Raw genomic sequence first — 18,430 nt, 5'->3', positions numbered from 1 at the left:
GGGCAGCATGACGGTTCAACGCGCACCCCGGCAACGTGCTTCTAGGCCGGCCGCGCCGCGCAAAGCGGCACCCGCTCCCGAATCGAAGCTCAGCGCCGCGGCGAGGCGCTTCCGAGACGCGCTCGATGCACGTCCCCTGATCGACTACACGATGATCCGCAGCATCGTGCTGTTTCTTGCGGGGCTTGGCGTGGTGATGGTGATGAGCTCGTCGATGGCGACGTCGTTCGCCGCGAGCGCCAGCGTCTGGTCCCAAGCCGCGCGCCAGTGCGTCATGGTGGGGCTTGGTCTCATCGCGTTCTGGGCTGCGCTCAAGACCCCGCCCGAGCGGCTCCGCAACCTGAGCAATTGGCTGATGGTCATCGCCATCGTGCTACTCGTCGCCGTACTCACCCCGCTCGGCACGGGGCGCGAAGAGGTGGGATCCCAATCCTGGCTCGTTGCGGGCCCGCTGCGCCTGCAGCCTTCCGAGTTCGCTCGTGTGGCCATTGCAATGTGGGGCGCGAAAATCCTCGCCAATAAGGATCCGCGCCGTTTGAGCGCCCCCGACAACGGCTTTGCCGCCTTCCTCACCGTGTCGCTTCTGTGTGTCACGCTGATCGGGATGCAGGGCGACATGGGCATGGCCCTGTCGCTCGCTGTGGTGGTTGCGTTCATCCTCCTGTTTGCGGGCGTGTCAATGAAGGCGGTCGGAGTGGTGGTTGCGTCCGGTTTTATCGCCTTGTTGGTGATGTTCTTCTCCGGCGGCTTCCGCTCCAACCGCTTCCACGTCTACTTCGACGCGCTGCACGGTCATTTCGACGACACCAAGGGCGTGGCCTTCCAGTCGCACCAGGGATTTCTTTCTCTCGCAGACGGGCACATATTCGGTGTCGGGTTGGGCCAGTCCCGCGCCAAGTGGTTCTACTTGCCGGAGGCGCGAAACGACTTCATCTTTGCGGTGATCGGAGAGGAGCTCGGCCTGTGGGGCGGCGCGCTAGTTATCTTCCTTTTTGCAATGCTCGGCTTTTTCGGTTTGCGCACGGCCCGACGGGCGCAGACGCAGTACCAGACACTCATGGCGGCGTCCCTGACGGCGACCGTGGTGTCCCAGGCCTTCATCAATATGGGGTATGTCGTCGGGCTGCTGCCGGTCACTGGCATCCAGTTGCCCATGCTGTCTGCCGGCGGCTCCTCCGCGGTTTTCACCCTGGGCGCGATGGGAGTGCTCGCGTCGGTGGCTCGGCACGAGCCAGACGCAGTGTCCTCCATGCAAAATTACGGCAGGCCAGTGTTTGACCGCATCTTCTTCATCGGAGAACCCCGTGCGCTGCAGCAGCGTCCTGCCGCACCGGCGGCGGCCCCGCGTCGCGAGGGTTACGGCACCCCGGTGACCCAGAGCGGGCGGGGCTACCATGGTCAGCCGCACAGGCCCACCCCGCGGCGTTAGGAGAGTTATGAACGCAACCACTGACCACGACCACTTCAGCGTTGTCGTCGCAGGCGGAGGCACCGCGGGACACATCGAACCCGCCTTGGCTGTCGCAGAGGTGCTTCGCGACGTCTACGGGGCCAACGTTGTCGCGCTCGGTACCGAGCGCGGGTTGGAAACCACTATCGTGCCGGCCCGCGGTTTTGAACTCGCCCTGATCGACCCAGTGCCGATTCCCCGCAAGCAACCGTGGAAGTTGGCGGGCGTGCCGTTTAAGTTGGGCCGCTCCGTGCGCCAAGCCCGCAAAGCGATGAAGCTCACCGGGGCGAGGGCCGTGTTCGGCACCGGCGGCTATGTCTCCGCGCCCGCGTATCTGGCGGCGAAGTCGCTCGGCCTGCCCTTCTTTGTCCTCGAAACCAACGCGTTGGCCGGTATGGCGAACAAGCTGGGTGTGAAGCTCGGCGGCACGGGCTTCAACGCGGTGCCGAACTCGGGCATGGCTGGCGACGTGGTCGGTGTGCCTGTCCGCCCTGGTGTGGGAGTGGACCCGGACGGCGCCAAGCGTGAACGGGGACTGCGAATGTGGGGCTTAGACCCGGATCGGCCGACCATCCTGGTCACCGGCGGGTCCCAGGGCGCGGTGAGCATCAATACCGCACTCGCCGGCGCAGTGGAGCGGCTGACTGCGGCGGGATACCAGATTTTGCACGCCTACGGCCGTAAAAACGATGCGCCGGCCAAGCACGACCATTACACCGCGGTGCCGTACATCGACGACATGGAGGCCGCCTACGCCGTGGCCGACGTCGTGGTGTGCCGCTCCGGCGCGATGACCGTGGCCGAGAATTCGGCGGCGGGCCTTCCCGCCATCTACATACCGCTGCCGCACGGAAACGGCGAGCAGGGCCTGAACTCAGCCCACCTCGTGTCCACCGGGGCGGCGCTGCGTATCGACGATGCGGCGTTAAACGGTGACGTGCTCGTCGATAGGCTTTTGCCCCTGCAAGACCCCGAGGCTCGTGCGACGATGCGCGCGGCGCTGAAAGATTCGGGCGCTGGCAGTGTCGCCGCAGACCTCGCCGGGCGCATCGCCGCGGCTGCTGGAAAGGACCCACAATGACAGATCTCTCCCGCGTGCACCTCATTGGCATCGGCGGTGCCGGCATGTCCGGCGTCGCACACATCTTGCTCGACCGCGGCGCAACCGTAACCGGCTCTGACGCGAAGGATTCCCGCCCGGTTCGCGCACTCAGGGCGAAGGGCGCGAAGATCGCGCTCGGCCACGACGAGGCAAACTTGGAGCTTGCCGGCGAGCTGCCAACGGCGGTAGTGACCAGCTTTGCGGCGATTCCCCAGGACAACCCGGAGTTGGTGCGCGCTAAGCGCGAGGGCATCCCGCTGCTGCGCCGCTCGGATCTGTTGGCTGAACTCATGGAAGGCTCCACCCAGCTGCTGCTCGCAGGAACGCACGGGAAGACGTCCACTACCTCAATGGCGGTCGTGGCGCTGCAGGCGGCGGGGGAGGACCCCTCGTTCGCCATCGGCGGCCAGCTCAACCGCGCAGGGACGAACGCGCATCACGGTCACGGCGACGTATTCGTCGCAGAAGCCGATGAATCTGATGCGTCCCTGCTGCGATACTCCCCGGATGTCGCGGTGATCACGAACATCGAGCCGGACCACCTGGATTTCTACGGCACGCGCGAGAAGTACTTCAAGGTCTTCGATGATTTCGCGGACATCGCCAAGCACGTAGTGGTCTGCCTCGACGATGACAACGCTGCCGCCTGCGGCGAGCGCGCCATCGAGCGCGGATTGACGGTTTCCGGCTACGGCACCGCGGAGGCAGCCGCGCGGCACCCGCAAATCCCGGCGGGTGCTGTGGTGACAGGAGAGCGCCAGGACGGCGAACACACCGTGGTAGACGTTCAGCTTCGCACCGAGCGCATCTCCGGTGACGTGATGTACACCATGGCCATCCCGGGGCGTCACATGGTCCTGAACTCGGCGGCCGCCTTGCTCGCGGGTGCGCTGGTGGGGGCCGATCCTGCGAAGCTCGCTCAGGGATTGTCCGAATTTTCCGGCGTCCGCCGCCGCTTCGAATTCAAAGGCGAAATAGGCGGCACCCGCGTCTACGACGACTATGCACACCACCCGACCGAGGTGGCCGCGGTCCTCACCGCCGCGCGCGACAAGGTGGCGGCGGAAGGCAATGGCGCGCGAGTGATCGTGTGCTTCCAGCCCCACCTCTACTCGCGCACCCAAGAATTCGCGGCCGAGTTCGCCGACGCGCTTTCGCTGAGCGACGAGTGCATTCTGCTGGACATTTACGGAGCCCGCGAGACCCCGGTGGAGGGGGTGACCTCCCGCATCATCGCTGAACAGATGACCGTGCCCGTTCGTCTGGAGCCGGACTTCTCGGCTGCTCCGGCCACGGTGGCGACTTCGGCCGCACCCGGTGACCTCGTGTTGACCATGGGAGCTGGCAGCGTCACCATGCTCGCGGACGAGATTCTCGACGCGCTGCGGGGGGCATAAATGTCGCGGCGCTCCATCGCCGTCGTCATCGGCTGTATTACCTTGATCGCCGCAGTGGTGGCGGCACTGCCGTTTACCCCGGCCATGCCCGTCGATGCCGTAAACGTCGAGGGCGCTGTGAACCTGCCCGCCGAGGAAGTTGAAGCGTTGTCCGGGATCGAGGCGGGCACCCCCATGGGCCGCGTCGACGTCCGCGGCGCGGCGCACCGCGTCGCCGGCAACCCGTGGGTCGATTCCGCGACGGTGAAGCGGCAGTGGCCGAACGCGGTCGATATCACCGTGGTGGAACACACTCCCGTTGCGTGGTTGGACCAGTCCGGTGAGCCCCACCTGATCAACAGCGAGGGGAAAGACTTCGTGGTTGCGCAGCCGCCGGTAGGGGCGGTGCAGCTGACGGGGATCGGTGACGAACAGATGCGGGAGGCCGTCGAGGTGGCCGCCGCCATCACGGACCCCGCACGCCCGCAGGTCCGTGAGCTCACTACTGACGGCGCCCACAACTTTGTGCTCAAAGCGGAGGGCGACAGGACAGTCGTGTGGGGCGCGGCAGAGGACAACCGCAACAAGGCGCTGGCGCTTGAGACGGTGCTGCAACTGCCGGGGCAGAGTTTCAATATTTCGAACCCGGAGTTGGTAACCTCGCGCTAAATCCGCAGGTCACAACCCTAAAGTACAGGTTTAGGGTTGTGACACGCCGACCCAGAAAACCAAAATTCGGCAGCTTTCACACAAGATGGGTAGCAACTGCAAAAACCAACTTGTGAAAGGCGAGACCACCACCATGACCTCTCCCGCCAACTACCTCGCCATGATCCGCGTCGTCGGAGTCGGCGGCGGCGGCGTGAACGCCGTCAACCGCATGATCGAGGAAGGCCTCAAAGGCGTCGAATTCGTCGCTATCAACACCGACTCCCAGGCGCTGCTGTTCACCGACGCCGATACGAAGCTCGATATCGGGCGCGAGGCCACTCGCGGCCTCGGCGCGGGCGCGAACCCCGAGGTAGGTCGCACCTCCGCGGAGGACCACAAGCAGGAGATCGAAGAGTCCTTGAAGGGCTCCGACATGGTCTTCGTCACCGCCGGCGAGGGTGGCGGCACCGGCACCGGTGCCGCACCGGTGGTGGCCGGCATCGCGAAGAAAATGGGCGCGCTGACCATCGGCGTGGTCACCCGCCCCTTCACCTTCGAGGGCAAGCGACGCACCCGTCAGGCGCTCGAAGGCATCGAGAATCTGAAGGAAGTCTGCGACACCGTCATCGTCATCCCGAACGACCGTCTGCTGCAGCTCGGCGACGCGGAGCTGTCCATGATGGAAGCGTTCCGCGCCGCAGACGAGGTGCTCTACAACGGTGTCCAGGGCATCACCAACCTGATCACCATCCCGGGCATGATCAACGTGGACTTCGCCGACGTGCGCTCCGTGATGGCGGACGCCGGCTCGGCGCTCATGGGCGTCGGCTCCGCCCGCGGCGAGAACCGTGTGATGACGGCTACCGAGCAGGCCATCAACTCCCCGCTGCTGGAAACCACCATGGAGGGCGCGAAGGGTGTGCTCATCTCCGTCGCTGGCGGCTCCGACCTCGGCTTGATGGAGGTCAACAATGCCGCCTCCATCGTGGAGGAGAAGGCCGACGAAGACGCAAACATCATTTTCGGCACCATCATCGACGACAACTTGGGCGACGAGGTCCGCGTCACCATCATCGCCACCGGCTTCGACGAGAAGGCGAACGCCCGCTCCGCTGAACCTGCCGAGCAGGAGGCTCCGCAGCCGGAGCAGACCTCCACCAAGGTCGTTGAGTCGGAACCGAAGCGGAACGACTACCAACCGCGCCACCGCTACGAGGCATCCCGCGGCGGGTTGTTCACCGACCGTGACCGCGCCGACCGCGCCGACCGCGATAGCCACGAGCGCCGCGACACCGGCTCCGACGGTAGCTTCGACGGCGGCTTCGACGACGTGGATGTGCCCGACTTCATGCGGTAGTTAAGCTGGCGTGCATGCCAGATCTTTCCGCTCGCCCCGTCCGCATGGTGTTTACCTCCCGTGCGGGCGGGGTTTCTGCTGCCCCATACGAATCGTTCAACCTGGGCGCCCACGTAGGCGACGACCCTGCAGCGGTCGCCGCTAACCGCGCTCGGCTGGCCGACATCCTCGGGCTACCCGAGGAACGGTTCGTCTGGATGGAGCAGCTCCACACCAACACAGTCACGCCTATCGACGCACCTTCGGCAACCCCCGTCGAGGCCACCGACGCACTCGTTACCAGGGAGAAAAACCTCGCGCTCTGCGTCCTCGTCGCCGATTGCACCCCGGTGTTGCTGTCCGACCACACTGCGGGGGTGATCGGCGCAGCCCACGCCGGCCGGATGGGGGCCCGCAACGGGATTGTGAAAAACACGGTGGACGCAATGGTCGAGCTCGACGCGCAGCCCTCCCGGATCCAAGCACTGCTCGGGCCCGCTGCAGGCGGGGAATCATACGAGGTGCCGGACACGATGGCGGCCGACGTGGAAAAGCACCTGCCCGGCTCGCGTACAAGGACGAAACGGGGATCGGCAGGTCTTGACATCCGCGCCGGGCTGGTGCGCCAGCTGATGAGCCTGGGCGTGACCCACATCGACGCAGATCCGCGTGACACGATCACCGACACCGACTTTTTCTCTCACCGCAGGGAAGGCGTCACCGGGCGCCAAGCCGGCGTAGTTTGGATGCCTGATGTCTGATCTCGAATACAACCTGGAAACCCTCCGCCAGCAGATCCGTGAAGCAGAGCGCGCGGCTGGACGCGCCGAAGGCAGCGTCGCTTTGCTCCCGGTGACCAAGTTCCACCCCGTGGAGCGCATTGCCGAGCTTGCGGACTACGGCTTCACCCTGGTGGGGGAGAACCGAGAGCAGGAGGCGCGCGAAAAAGCGGCGCACCTTGCGGGTCGCTGCGGCATCGCCATGATCGGCCAGATCCAGACCAAGAAAGCGAATTCGGTGGCGCGCTGGGCCGCCGAAGTCCATTCCGTGGACACGCTGAAACTGGCTCACGGTCTCGAGCGCGGCATGACGCTCGCTCTCGAGCGCGGCGACCGAACCGCCGCGGTGCTGCCGTGCATGGTTCAGTTGTCCTACGACGGCGATTCCGCGCGAGGTGGCGCGACCCCGGATAAGGTGCCCGGCATCGTGGAAGCGTTAGAGGGTGCAGAACACCTAGAGCTGGCCGGGTTTATGGTGGTGCCGCCGCTCGATGCCGAGCCGCGCGAAGTCTTCTCTCAAGCCCGGGCGCTGACAGATGCCTACGGGGCGGAGCTCAACCGGAAGTTGAGACTTTCCGCAGGTATGAGTGGTGATTTCCGTGAAGCGATCGCGTGTGGGTCCGATATCGTGCGTGTCGGAACTGCCCTCCTCGGCCCCCGCCCCGTACGCTAAATTCCACTTCACCTCCCCGACAATTACGCCCGTACATAAGGAGCCTCCCGTATGTCTTTTTTCGACAGCGCTAAAGACTTTTTCGGCCTCGGCCCCGTCGATCACGGCGAGGACGACGCTTACTACGACGACCCGCAATACGCCCCAGGAGCCGCTGCGGGCGCTGCCGCCGGCTCCACGGCCTACGACCGTGTGGAGCGTCCTGAGCGCCCGTCACGCGTTGAGCGCGCGGCGATCGGCGAGCGCCGGGAACCGTTGCGCGAGCCGGCTCGCCCCAGCTACCGGGCGACCACACACATTGTCACTGCGGCGCCGCGCAACTACAACGACGCCAAAGAGATCGGCGAGCCGTTCCGCGATGGCGATGCGGTGGTGATGGATCTGACCGATCTGGATACCGCAGACGCGAAGCGCATCGTTGACTTTGCCGCCGGCCTGTGCTTCGCACTCCGCGGCAACATGCACAACCTCTCCCGGGGTTCCGAGAGCCGCAAGCGCGTGTTTGCGATCGTGCCCGAGAACGCGAGGGTGGAGAAGGAAGACCTCAAGCGTGCTGCCGGCCTGCGTTAGCCGGTAGGGTGATACGGCGTGGCACTTTTCGGAGCAATTCTCTACGCCCTTGTCGGGCTGTATTCGCTACTGGTGATTGTGCGCATCATCATCGAGATGGTGCAGGCGTTTTCGAAGCAGTTCGACCCTCCACACTGGTTCATTATGGTGGCCGAGCCCGTCTTTAGGGTGACCGATCCGCCGGTGAAGGCCCTGCGCAGGCTTATCCCGCCCCTGCGGTTGGGCGGGAGTGGCGTCGGCCTGGACGTGAGCGTGATCGTGGTGTTCTTCGTGCTGATGGTTTTGCAGATGCTTATCGCTGCCACCATGATCAATCCGGCACTTCGCTAGCGTCACCTGAAGATCTTCCCCCGTTATCCAGCTATGCTGAGCTGCACTCGTGGGGCGGAACCGTTACAATTCAGCAGATAATGCTTCGCGCGAGCGAGTACTCATACAGTTATCGAAGGGAATGCAAATGCCGCTGACACCAGCAGACGTGCACAATGTCGCTTTCAGCAAGCCGCCGATTGGCAAGCGGGGCTACAACGAGGACGAGGTTGATCAGTTCCTCGACCTCGTGGAAGACACCCTCGCGCAGCTGCAGGACGAAAACGATGAACTGCGTGCGCGCGTCGAGGAACTTTCCCAGGGCACGTCTGCTGCCGTTCCGGCGGCCGGGGGCTCCGGTGTCGACGAGAAGGCACTGCGTACCCAGATCGAGGCCGAGGTTCGCAACAAGGCCGACGAGGAACTGCGTGCGCTCAAGCGCTCCAAGGAAGAGTTGGAGCGCGAACTGCGCAACACGAAGTCTGAGCTGGACGCGGAGAAGCAGAAGTCCGAGCGGGACCGCCAGCAGAACGCGGAGAAGCAGGCTGAGTCTGACCGCCGTGCGGCGGACGCCCGCACCGCAGCCGCCAACACCGCTGGATCGACGTCCACACGGGACGCGGTTAATACCCCCGCCGAGACGGACCGGTATGATCAGAACCACATGCAGGCCGCGAAGGTCCTGGGTCTGGCGCAGGAGATGGCGGACCGCCTGACCTCCGACGCGCAGCGTGAGGCTTCCAGCCTCATCGCGGATGCGCAGGATGCCGCGGACCGCGAGCTCCACGAGGCGAAGACGAAGGCGAAGCGGGTTCTCGACGACGCAAACACCCGCTCCCGCGCCCAGCTGCAGGAGGCGGAAACCCGTTCGAAGCAGTTGGTGACTGACGCGCAGAAGAAGGCCGAGGAAACCACCAGTGAGGCGAACTCCCGCGCCGAGGCGCAGATCCGCCAGGCGGAGGAGCAGGCCACCAAGCTGAAGTCCGAGGCCGAGCGCAAGCACACCGAGATCATGAACACGGTGAAGCAGCAGCAGACCGCCCTGGAAAACCGTATTGCGGAGCTGCGTACCTTCGAGCGCGAGTACCGTACGCGCTTGAAGACGATGCTGGAATCCCAGCTCGAGGAGCTCGAGGCACGTTCTAGCTCCGCTCCGAACGAGCAGTAACGCTCCGTTTCTTCCCAAACGCCCAGCATCGTTGTAGGATGCTGGGCGTTACTCGTAACACGCACTGATCCGGCCATCACCGGGGAGCGTTTCCGGAAGAACGGCTGTCAAGCTCAGTAGAACCGGACGTCACACACGGAAGACGTAACTTCCTTCACCGCAATGAAGTGGGAGGGCCGCTGGGCCTTCCAAGCAGGGTGGTACCGCGCAGCAATGCGTCCCTGCACGGCTGAAGGAGTGATGTCATGGTTGGCAACGTCTACCCGAAGGTTGACATGACGGGCGGCAGCGACCGCTTCCCAGACATGGAACGCGCCGTGTTGAACTACTGGAACACCGACGGCACGTTTCAGGCCTCCCTGGAGCAGCGTGAGGGCTGCGAGGAGTACGTGTTCAACGACGGCCCGCCGTTCGCTAACGGTATGCCGCACTACGGTCACTTGCTCACCGGCTACGTCAAGGACATCGTCCCGCGCTTCCGCACCATGAGCGGCTACCACGTCCCGCGCGTGTTCGGCTGGGACTGCCACGGCCTGCCTGCCGAGCTGGAGGCGGAAAAGCAGCTGGGCATCACCGACAAGGCCCAGATCGAGGACATGGGCCTGGAGAAGTTCAACGAGTACTGCGCCAAGTCCGTCATGCACTACGCCGGCGAGTGGGAAGATTACGTCACCCGCCAGGCGCGTTGGGTGGATTTCGAAAACGGCTACAAAACCATGGACCCGGAGTACATGGAGTCGGTCATGTGGGCGTTCAAGGAGCTCTACGACAAGGGCCTGATCTACCAGGGCTTCCGCGTGCTGCCGTACTCCTGGGCGGAGCACACCCCGCTGTCCAACCAGGAGACGCGTCTGGACGATTCCTACCGCGACCGTCAGGACCCCACCGTCACTGTCACGCTTCCGCTGACCGGCGCGCGTGCAGGGTATGCGGCGGAGAAGACGTGGGCGGAGCACACCGAGCTTCACGACGCCGCAGCTATCGCTTGGACCACCACCCCGTGGACCCTGCCGTCCAACTTGGCACTGGCCGTCCACCCCGAGGTGGAGTACTCGTTGGTCAAGGTCGGTGCGGATGGGGCCGAAGGTTTCGTCGATAAGCAGTTGCTGCTCGCTACGAGCCTGCTGGGGGCTTACGGCAAGGAGCTCGGTGAGTACGAGGTTGTGGCAACCTACGCCGGTTCACAGCTGGAGGGTCTGGAGTATGAGCCGGTATTCGACTACTTCCGCGACCACGACAACGCTTTCATGATCCTCAACGCGGATTACGTCACCACCGAGGACGGCACCGGCATCGTCCACCAGGCGCCCGCCTTCGGTGAGGACGATATGCTCACCTGCCAGGAGTACGGCATCGACCTGGTCATCCCGGTCGACGCCGACGGCAAATTCACCTCGCTGGTGCCGGAGTACGAGGGCAAGCTCGTCTTTGACGCGAACCGCGACATCATCCGCGACCTGCGGGCGAAGGGGCGCGTGGTGCGCGACCAGACGATCGTGCACTCGTATCCGCACTCGTGGCGCTCGGGCGAGCCGCTGATCTACATGGCCCTGCCGGCGTGGTTTGTGAAGGTCACGGACATTCGCGACCGCATGGTCGAGCTGAACCAGGAGATCGAGTGGATCCCCGCGCACATCCGCGACGGGCAGTTTGGCAAGTGGCTGGAGGGCGCGCGCGACTGGAACATCTCGCGCACCCGCTACTGGGGCTCGCCGGTGCCGGCGTGGGTGTCCGACAACCCGGAGTACCCGCGCGTGGACGTCTACGGTTCGCTCGACGAGCTGGAGCGCGACTTCGGCACCCGCCCCGAGTCGCTGCACCGCCCGCATATCGACGAGCTGGTGCGTCCCAACCCGGACGACCCCACCGGCAAGTCCATGATGCGCCGCGTGCCTGACGTGCTGGACTGCTGGTTCGAGTCCGGCTCCATGCCGTTCGCGCAGTACCACTACCCGTTTGAGAACCGCGAGGAGTTCGACACCCGCCAGCCGGCCGACTTCATCGTGGAGTACTCCGGCCAGACCCGCGGCTGGTTCTACGTGCAGCACGTGTTGTCCACCGCGCTGTTCGACCGCGTGGCCTACAAGAAGGTTGTCGCCCACGGCATCGTGCTGGGCTCCGACGGGCAGAAGATGTCCAAGTCCAAAGGCAACTACCCGAACGTGATGGAGGTGTTCGACCGCGACGGCTCCGATGCCATGCGCTGGTTCCTCATGTCGTCTCCGATCTTGCGCGGCGGCAACCTGATCGTCACCGAGCAAGGCATCCGCGAGGGCGTGCGCCAGGCGCTGTTGCCCATCTGGAACGCGTACACCTTCCTCCAGCTGTACTCCTCCGAGGAAGCTGCGTGGTCGGTGGCCTCGGAAAACGTGCTGGACCGCTACATCCTGGCCAAGACGCACGACTTGGTCGCATCCGTCGGCGAGGCGCTGGACGATACCCGTATCGCCGACGCCTGCGACGAGGTGCGCCGCTACGCCGACACCTTGACCAACTGGTACGTGCGCCGCTCCCGCGACCGCTTCTGGGCAGGCCAAGAGGCACACCCGGAGGCCTTCAACACCCTCTACACGGTGCTGGAGGTCGTCTCCCGCGCGGTGGCGCCGCTGCTGCCGTACGTGTCCGAAGTGATCTGGCGCGGGCTGACCGGCGGGCGTTCGGTGCACCTGACCGATTACCCGCAGGCGACCGAGTTGCCGGCTGATGCCGAGCTCGTCGCGGCGATGGACGCCACCCGCGCGGTGTGCTCCGCTGCGTCGTCGGTGCGCAAGGCGAACAAGCTGCGTAACCGCCTGCCGCTGCCGAAGCTCACCGTGGCGCTGCCGGATTCCGCGGCGCTGGAGCCGTTCCGCTCCACCATCCGCGACGAGGTGAACGTGAAGGACGTCGAACTGACTGACGACGTCGATTCCGCCGGATCCTTCGAAGTTGTAGTCAACGCCAAGGTGGCCGGGCCGTCGCTGGGCAGGGACGTGCAGCGCGCCATCAAGAACGTCAAGGCCGGCAACTACGAGCGCCGCGGCGATGACGTGGTGGTCGACGGCGACATCGTGCTCACGCCTGAACTCTACACGGAGCGCCTTGTGGCGGAGAATCCGGAAAGCACCGCGCGCGTGGATGCCGACGGAACCGTCGGCCTGGTCGTCCTCGATACCGAGGTCACCGAGGAACTCGAGGCTGAGGGCTGGGCCGCCGACGTGATCCGCGGTCTGCAGGATGCCCGCAAGCGCGAGGGCTTCGAGGTTTCCGACCGCATCGCAGTGGTGCTGGCCGTGCCTGCAGAGAAGGAGGCCTGGGCCCGCACCCACGCCGAGCACATCGCCGCCGAGACCCTGGCGACATCCTTTGACGTGGTCACCGAGCCCGTCGAGGGCCACGACGTCATCGATGGTGTGACCGCCACTGTTCGTAAGAACAGCTAGGTCTTGGGCCCCTTCTTGTCTGCTAAGGAGGGGCGGCGCACCGCCGTTCGGTGATAGGCACTATGCAGCTGCATAGTTTTTCTTGCCAACTTTGGGGCGGCACGCACTATGCAGCTGCATAGTTTTTGGGGTGTTCGTGCGCGGGGGCTGACTATGCAGCTGCATAGTTTTGCTTGCCAACTCTGGGGCGGCACCCACTATGCAGCTGCATAGTTTTTGGGTCTATGTTCGACCCCCAGGTTGGCGAAACCGTACGCGTTGTCCACTTCAATGGACATTTTCAGCAATACCCTTGACTCGAACACATGAGCGTTCTATAAAGGTGTCAATGTTCATGAGTAAGGGGATCAACCATGACAATTGCGGTGGACGAACGGACGGAAGATCGAACGGGTGGCCTGTCAGCAGAGGTGCTCGAGGACCAAATCAAATGCAATCAATTGTCGGCGAACCACCACCGAGCGCGGATGCTCGATGCGGTGGGGCAGTTCGACGAACAGGGGCTCGCGGAGCAGTACGGCGAGAGGTCGACGGTGACGTGGTTGCGCAGCGAGCTCAACCTACCGCAGGCCACGGCGTTCGAGTATGTGCGCGTGGCGAGAGGGCTGAGAAAGTTCAGGCACTTGTTCGACGCCTTCGAATCGGGGGTGATGCCATATTCGACGGTCCGTTTTCTTCTCCAGTATTTGGAGGAGCACAACGAGGAACAATACGTCCAACTCGCGCTGGGCATGTCGTTTGCTGATCTCCAGCTTGTGCTCGCCGGGGCAAGGCCCAAAGAGGAGGATCCGACTGAACCTTATGCCCGCGCTCGCGAGTGCGACGACGGCATGCTTGCTTTCGAGGCTAGGCTTCCGGCGGTAGCCGGCCAAAAGCTCCTGACTGCGTTGAAAGTGGCACAGCTTGCCAGTTTCGGCCTCGAGGATGTGGACCCAGAGGATCTGCAGGATCCGGAGAAGGTGCAAAAGCTTATCGACGATGCAGCTGCCGCCGATGACGCCGTCCCATCAGAGCAAGACCGTGCTCCGCGCAAGCGCACGAAGATCACCACGGAAGACATCGTGCGTTCGGTGTCGCGTTACGGGCCTCCGGAAAAGCAGGACGTATACGGGGCGTTGTTGGCCATGATCGATATGGTTCGCGCTAACCCGACGAGTCAGCTTCGCAGTCCCGGCGTGCAGGTCAACCTCATGGTCAGCCAGGCTGGCCAATGTTGGATGCCGGAAAACCGTTCGGCCTGTTCCGAGGACGTGCGCAGCTACCTCGCCAATGCGATGGTGCGCTTGCACTTGCTGGATGACACAGGACTGACTATCCACGTCGGCCGTTCGCGGCGGTTCGCCACCGACGGACAAGTGCAGGCACTGTTGGCGATTTGGGGGTATCAATGCGCCATGCCTGGATGTTCGCATAAGCGCTTCATAGAGATGCACCACATAAAGGAGTGGGAACACGGCGGTATGACTGATTTGAACAACCTGATCCCGCTGTGCTCGAGCTGCCACTCTCAGGTGAGCCACGGAGTGGTCACCATCGAGCGTCAAGGGGCAGAACTGTTCTTCACGTTCAAAAACGGTGCCCGGTTTGTCTCGCGCAACAGAAAGCTGCCGAGGCGGATGGAGTACGCCGTCGGAGATTCGTTCGCCGTGTGATGGGATTGGAACATGGTGGTGCAGGTGGTGCACAGTGGTGGGCATGAACCGCTGGGTGCTGCACATCGATATGGATGCGTTCTACGCGTCGTGCGAGCAGCTGACCCGCCCGACGCTCAAAGGACGCCCAGTGTTGGTGGCGGGAGTCTCTGGCCGTGGCGTTGTCGCAGGCGCTAGTTACGAGGCGCGCAAGTACGGTGCGCGCTCGGCGATGCCGACGCATCGGGCCGCACGGCTGGTGGGCTCGAAAGCGGTGCTGGTGGCGCCGCGCAGGCCGGTGTACGCGGTTGCATCCCGCCGGGTGTTCGAGATCATCGGCAGGTACGTGGACGTGGTGGAGCAGCTGTCCATCGACGAGGCGTTCATGGAGCCGGAGGACTTGATCGGGGCGAGCCCGGAAGACGTGGAGCAATGGGCGAATGAGCTGCGAGCGGTGATCAAGGAAGAGACAGGCCTGCCCAGTTCGATCGGTGCAGGTCCGGGCAAGCAGTACGCAAAGATCGGCTCGGGACGGGCGAAGCCGGACGGCGTGTTTGTCATCCCGCACGACCGGCAGTTAGAGATCCTGCACCCGATGTCGGTCAGCGAGTTGTGGGGTGTGGGACCTGTGACTGAGTCGAAGTTGCTCGCTGCCGGGATTGAAACGATTGGGGATCTAGCGAGCCTCAGCGAGAAAGAGCTGGACATTGCCATTGGCGGCGCGGTGGGCAGGCAGCTGTGGTGGTTGGCGCGCGGCGTGGATGAGCGGCCGGTGGCGCCGAGGGCGGAGTCGAAGCAAATCTCCTCCGAGCACACCTACCCGCAAGACCTGACCACCCCGCCGGAGGTGGACGCGGCGTTGGAACGGGCGGCTGCGGAGTCGCACCGCAGGCTGCGCAAGGATGGGCGCGGAGCGCGCACGGTGACGGTGAAGCTGCGGATGGCGGACTTCCGCATCGAGTCACGCTCGGCGACGTTGCCGTACGCCACCGACGACGCGGAGACGCTGCTGGCCACCGCCTTCCGGATAGTGCGTTACCCCGACGAGGTGGGCCCGATTCGGCTGGTGGGGGTGTCGTACTCGGGCCTGGAGGAGACACTGCAGGACGTGCTGTTTCCAGAGTTGGATCAGGCGATTGTGAAACCGTCGCCGGTGTCGGCGGACTACGAAACCGGCGTCAGTGACCACGAAACGCAATTCGATACGGAGGTGCACCAGGAGAGCGCCCCGGAGCGCGGGGTGTGGCGCGCAACGCAGGACGTCTACCACCCGGATTACGGGCACGGCTGGGTCCAAGGCGCTGGCAAGGGGTGGGTGACGGTGCGGTTTGAAACGCGGGCGACGGGTCCAGGCAGGATCAAAAGTCTTCGGGCGGACGATCCGCAGCTCCAGCAAGCTGACCCGCTGGATTCGTTGGCGTGGGAGGACTGGTTCTCACAGCAGTGAGCGCGGGTCCACACCGGTGGCCAATGCGGTGGCTAGTGCGATGCGGGCCTGCCCGGCGCTGAGGTAGCCGGCAGGCAACGCGCCCAGATCTCCGAGGGTAGAGCCGCCGCCAGTGCCGCCGTACGCGAACGAGACCTCGCCGTATGGCACGGACGTGGCGACGACAACAGGCACGCCGCGGCGCAACAGCTTAGCGACGGCTTCGCCCATGCACGCCGACACATTGCCGGAGCCGAGGGCTTCCAGGACGAGCCCGTCGATAGGCGTGAGCCCCTCGATGAGAGTGCCGTCGGCGCCCGCCCACGCTCGGATGATGGGGATGTTCAACCCGGCCAACGGCGCGGCAGACACCGCCATGGGACGGGGCAGGGCAGTGCCGCTGGTGAGGGCGAAGGCGTGCTCGGCGGTGGTTTGCGCCTTGATTAACCCGCGCGCCGGGAGAGTCTCGCCGGCGAAATGGACGAGCACCCCGGTGTCGCGCCGGGTCGCGGCGACCTCGATGGCGCCGCGCAGGTTGCCGGGTCCGTCGGGCTGCGCAGCATCGGCGGAGCGCATCGCCCCGGTGAGGACGACGGGGCGAGGGTCGGTGTGAATGAGGTCCAGCGCGAGGGCAGTCTCGGCCATCGAGTCGGTGCCGTGGGTGATGACGATGCCGGTGACGGTTTTGTCGAGAAGCGTTGCTTGGACGGTCTCGCGCAACATGTCGATTTCCGCCAGACCCATGGAGGAAGAATCCAGGCTGGCCACGTCGATGGCCCGCACTGCGCGGTGGGTACCGCAGCGCGAGACGAGTTGATCGCCTGAAAGGGTGGGAACGAGCGCGCCGTGCGCATCCGCGGTGGAGGCGATCGTGCCGCCGGTTGAGATAACTACCACGTCCATGCCCCACAGAGTGCCAGAAAGTTGCGGGTGTGCAGTAACGTGAAGCAGGAGATTTAAGCTACGCAAGGAGATCTACGTGAAAGCACCGAAACTTGTCGCAGCCGCGGCCGCCGCGGGACTCGCACTGAGCCTGGCAGCTTGCTCCGAGGATTCGGACACACCTGAGACCACCACCGCAACGCAGGCGGCCACCTCCGAGGCTGCTCCGGTCGCAGCTATGCCGACCGCCGACGAGCTCAACGCGGTGCTGCAGCGTGCAGCGGATCCGAACCTGCCCGTCGCGGAGCGGGCAAACACCGTGCAGGGCGGAGAGACATCGCCAGAGCTGTTCGACCTGATGACGCAGTCGCAGCAAGAGTCCGGGGCGAACTTCCAGGTTGTTGATCCGGTGCTGCCCGGCTACACCGCCAACTCGGTACTGGCGACCGTAAACTTCACCCGCCCGGACGCGGAGTCCCAGCTGGCCGAAGACGTGGAATTCGTTCACGAGGACGGCCACTGGAAGATCTCGAAGAGCTGGGCCTGCTTCCTGGTCAACAACACACTCGCCCCGGAGCAGGTGCCGGACATGTGCAAGACCAACGCCCCGGCAGCCCCGGCGGCACCTGAAGCGCCAGCCGAAGCGCCGGCGGCACCTGAGGCCCCGGCGGCACCTGAGGCCCCGGCGGCACCTGGCCTGTAGCCTCTACACGCCGTATTGCACAGCGCGGGTGATGTCCTGGACCACCCGCGCTGCGTCGTTTCCTCCGTAGATGAGTCGAGTGGTCCACGCAGACTGGCCGGACACCGGCAGCGGGCGAGAAAGGTCCACCACGAGTTGGCCTTCGGACGTGGTCTTCGCGGACTCGATGGAGACGTTTTGGCCATCGAGCTGGCCCGCCCCGTCGATCTCGACGTCGGAGCGTTGCGGTCGCTCGTCCACAGCCGTGTTCAGTGTCAGGGTGTCGCCTTCGCGGGAGACGAGTGTGTAGGTGGTGGTGCGCACCGTGGCGGTATCCCCGGCCACACGGTGTTCCACCGTCCATGACGCGCCGGGCCCAATTGGATCGTCTGGAAAGACGACGGCGCTATTGACCAGGGCGAGGAGAGCGGGTTCCACTTGCTGCAGGCCACGCTCGGGCGCATCGGGAGGGGCCAGAAGTTTCAGGGTGGAGATACGCCCCGACGCGTCCGCACGCCAACTCGCCCGGAAGCCTTCAGACGCGGCGACGTCTTGGCCCACGTCCAGATTGGAGTGTTTTCCAGCGCCGACTACGACATCGACGCGCGCGTCCGCGTCCTCCTCGCCCGCACCGGGGGCGGGGGCGCCGGCGCTGGCGACCGTCAGCGGCAGGGTGGTCTTGTCGACGTCTCCGCCGGCGGGCGCTTCGGCGGGCACGTCCTTACCGGGTGCTATGACCTGCTGGTTCACACCGGCGGACACGGCGACGGTGGTGTCCCACTCATCGCCTGAGGTGTAGTGGACGTCCTGGGGGTCGTCGCCGGGGTTGAGGAGGGTGACCGAAGGGGCGTCGAGAGGAAAAGCTGGAACCCCAGCCACTGGATCGTCCTCGCCCGTGGAGCACGCGGTGAGCGCGAGGGCGAGGCCTGCGGCGGCGGTGATACTGCGGAAAGAACGGAACATTCTTACGAAA

The 18,430-nt window shown here is 64.8% G+C and carries 16 protein-coding genes; 14 read left to right on the top strand and 2 right to left on the bottom strand.

Annotation, left to right across the window (positions count from 1 at the left end; translation table 11 throughout):
• Positions 1 to 7: 7 nt before the first annotated feature.
• From HMA55_RS04960 to HMA55_RS04900, 13 genes are all read left to right on the top strand, one after another.
• The gene (locus tag HMA55_RS04960; protein WP_181191949.1) at positions 8 to 1,429 is read left to right on the top strand and encodes an FtsW/RodA/SpoVE family cell cycle protein; all 1,422 of its coding nucleotides are present in this window, start codon (positions 8 to 10) and stop codon (positions 1,427 to 1,429) included.
• A gap of 7 nt (positions 1,430 to 1,436) precedes the next feature.
• On the top strand, positions 1,437 to 2,531 hold the full coding sequence (locus HMA55_RS04955; protein ID WP_181191948.1) for a UDP-N-acetylglucosamine--N-acetylmuramyl-(pentapeptide) pyrophosphoryl-undecaprenol N-acetylglucosamine transferase: 1,095 nt from the start codon (positions 1,437 to 1,439) through the stop codon (positions 2,529 to 2,531).
• Positions 2,528 to 3,949 (top strand): UDP-N-acetylmuramate--L-alanine ligase, encoded by a 1,422-nt coding sequence (murC, locus tag HMA55_RS04950; protein WP_181191947.1) that lies wholly within the window; start codon positions 2,528 to 2,530, stop codon positions 3,947 to 3,949. The genes HMA55_RS04955 and murC overlap by 4 nt, the downstream gene beginning before the upstream one ends.
• On the top strand, positions 3,950 to 4,597 hold the full coding sequence (locus HMA55_RS04945) for a cell division protein FtsQ/DivIB (protein WP_181191946.1): 648 nt from the start codon (positions 3,950 to 3,952) through the stop codon (positions 4,595 to 4,597).
• Positions 4,598 to 4,730: 133 nt separating this feature from the next.
• Positions 4,731 to 5,936: a cell division protein FtsZ gene (ftsZ, locus tag HMA55_RS04940; protein ID WP_181191945.1), complete on the top strand. Its 1,206-nt coding sequence runs from the start codon at positions 4,731 to 4,733 to the stop codon at positions 5,934 to 5,936.
• A gap of 14 nt (positions 5,937 to 5,950) precedes the next feature.
• A complete protein-coding gene (gene pgeF, locus HMA55_RS04935) occupies positions 5,951 to 6,676 on the top strand; it encodes a peptidoglycan editing factor PgeF (protein ID WP_235961739.1) in 726 nt (241 codons plus the stop codon).
• A complete protein-coding gene (locus HMA55_RS04930; protein WP_181191944.1) occupies positions 6,669 to 7,367 on the top strand; it encodes a YggS family pyridoxal phosphate-dependent enzyme in 699 nt (232 codons plus the stop codon). The genes pgeF and HMA55_RS04930 overlap by 8 nt, the downstream gene beginning before the upstream one ends.
• A 51-nt stretch (positions 7,368 to 7,418) precedes the next feature.
• The gene (locus HMA55_RS04925) at positions 7,419 to 7,937 is read left to right on the top strand and encodes a cell division protein SepF (RefSeq protein WP_181191943.1); all 519 of its coding nucleotides are present in this window, start codon (positions 7,419 to 7,421) and stop codon (positions 7,935 to 7,937) included.
• Between the two features lie 18 nt (positions 7,938 to 7,955).
• Positions 7,956 to 8,267 carry a YggT family protein gene (locus tag HMA55_RS04920; RefSeq protein WP_181191942.1) on the top strand — a complete coding sequence of 104 codons (312 nt, stop codon included), beginning with the start codon at positions 7,956 to 7,958 and terminating at the stop codon, positions 8,265 to 8,267.
• A gap of 127 nt (positions 8,268 to 8,394) precedes the next feature.
• The gene (locus tag HMA55_RS04915) at positions 8,395 to 9,414 is read left to right on the top strand and encodes a DivIVA domain-containing protein (protein ID WP_181191941.1); all 1,020 of its coding nucleotides are present in this window, start codon (positions 8,395 to 8,397) and stop codon (positions 9,412 to 9,414) included.
• Between the two features lie 245 nt (positions 9,415 to 9,659).
• Complete coding sequence (gene ileS / locus HMA55_RS04910) at positions 9,660 to 12,836, top strand: isoleucine--tRNA ligase (protein WP_181191940.1); 3,177 nt, start codon at positions 9,660 to 9,662, stop codon at positions 12,834 to 12,836.
• A 353-nt stretch (positions 12,837 to 13,189) separates the two neighbouring features.
• Positions 13,190 to 14,488, top strand: a complete 1,299-nt coding sequence (locus HMA55_RS04905) for an HNH endonuclease signature motif containing protein (protein WP_181191939.1) — start codon at positions 13,190 to 13,192, stop codon at positions 14,486 to 14,488.
• 43 nt (positions 14,489 to 14,531) lie between these two features.
• On the top strand, positions 14,532 to 15,914 hold the full coding sequence (locus tag HMA55_RS04900) for a DNA polymerase IV (RefSeq protein ID WP_181191938.1): 1,383 nt from the start codon (positions 14,532 to 14,534) through the stop codon (positions 15,912 to 15,914).
• Here the strand turns inward: HMA55_RS04900 and HMA55_RS04895 are convergent.
• Positions 15,903 to 16,796, bottom strand: a complete 894-nt coding sequence (locus tag HMA55_RS04895; RefSeq protein ID WP_181191937.1) for an asparaginase — start codon at positions 16,794 to 16,796, stop codon at positions 15,903 to 15,905. The two genes, HMA55_RS04900 and HMA55_RS04895, sit on opposite strands and share 12 nt — an antisense overlap.
• Before the next feature lie 76 nt (positions 16,797 to 16,872).
• Here HMA55_RS04895 and HMA55_RS04890 point away from each other — a divergent pair, with 76 nt between their 5' ends.
• A complete protein-coding gene (locus HMA55_RS04890) occupies positions 16,873 to 17,478 on the top strand; it encodes a hypothetical protein (protein WP_181191936.1) in 606 nt (201 codons plus the stop codon).
• A 3-nt stretch (positions 17,479 to 17,481) separates the two neighbouring features.
• Here the strand turns inward: HMA55_RS04890 and HMA55_RS04885 are convergent, their stop codons facing one another.
• Positions 17,482 to 18,420 (bottom strand): oxidoreductase, encoded by a 939-nt coding sequence (locus tag HMA55_RS04885; RefSeq protein WP_181191935.1) that lies wholly within the window; start codon positions 18,418 to 18,420, stop codon positions 17,482 to 17,484.
• Positions 18,421 to 18,430: the final 10 nt, after the last annotated feature.

Source organism: Corynebacterium wankanglinii, from assembly GCF_013601005.1.
Lineage (GTDB): Bacteria > Actinomycetota > Actinomycetes > Mycobacteriales > Mycobacteriaceae > Corynebacterium > Corynebacterium wankanglinii.
This window is presented reverse-complemented; position numbering and strand designations above follow the sequence as displayed.